Genomic DNA, 991 nt, shown 5'->3' on the forward strand with positions numbered 1-991 from the left:
GGTAATCCTAATAATGTAATGCTTTTATTTCAAGATTGTAATTGCAAATAAAATACTTTATTGCTCCTATATGGTTTTCTAAAGATTTAGAAAAACTTAATGATTTTCTAACTAATCTGGCTACCCTTTGTCTTAATGTTCCATTAAAACGTTCAATATATGCTGTCAAACCACTATCCTTTCCTACTCCAAAATGATTCTCTTTTTCAAAAGTACTTATGTATGCTTGCCAGTAGTCAGAGAAAAAACCAGTATTACCCTTGAAAACAGCAGGTATTTTTTCATAGAAAACTTGTGCATCTTTGCTTGAACGACTGCCTATATGAAAGGTAATAATTTGTCTATTAATAGGGTTTAGTGCTAACCATAGCCATTGTTTATTGGCTCTCTTACCTACAAAAGTCCACATTTCATCTAATTGAATACCATAATACTCAACTCTTACTCCTCTCTCTTTACTATATAATTCATTGACTAATAGATCGTTATTTTCTATTTCAGATAAGTAATAATTAGTAACTACATCTTCTATAACTACCTCATTATCTGATACTTGAATGTACTCTTGTAATGCAATCGAATTTTTTTTATAACCTCTATCCTTCCGATTTCTTCATCCATTCTATCTCCTAAATAAGCTTCAATATCCGGCAAAGTCAAATCAGCGTTTAAATCATCGGGTAGGGATTTATATAATTCTTTGATGTAAGCTAATAGCCACTGTTGACTCACATCACATACTCGACAAATACCGGATAAAGATATTCTCTCCAAGAGTAGTTTGTTAATAAGAATTTTATCGGATTCATTCACAAACCAATCCTGACCGCCCTCCACAAATTGACGATTACAATTATGGCATAAATAGTTTTGCTTACCGTAATGAGTATGACCATTCTTCTTCGTATTTTCGCTATTACAATGACTACAGTTCATCTTCCCCTTTTTTTTACAAAGATAGCTACAGCATTACATTTATACGACTACCAAA

Annotated in this window: 2 protein-coding genes; both read right to left on the reverse strand. The window is 32.0% G+C overall.

The features are described from left to right. Positions 1-7 precede the first annotated feature (7 nt). Positions 8-577 carry an IS1 family transposase gene (locus WAA15_RS24455; protein ID WP_337045475.1) on the reverse strand — a complete coding sequence of 190 codons (570 nt, stop codon included), beginning with the start codon at positions 575-577 and terminating at the stop codon, positions 8-10. Then, positions 535-936, reverse strand: coding sequence for an IS1/IS1595 family N-terminal zinc-binding domain-containing protein (locus tag WAA15_RS24460; protein ID WP_337045474.1), 402 nt, complete (start codon positions 934-936; stop codon positions 535-537). Before WAA15_RS24460 ends, WAA15_RS24455 begins: the two co-directional genes overlap by 43 nt. Positions 937-991: the final 55 nt, after the last annotated feature.

Source organism: Emticicia sp. 17c, assembly GCF_037153985.1.
Classification (GTDB): Bacteria; Bacteroidota; Bacteroidia; order Cytophagales; family Spirosomataceae; genus Emticicia.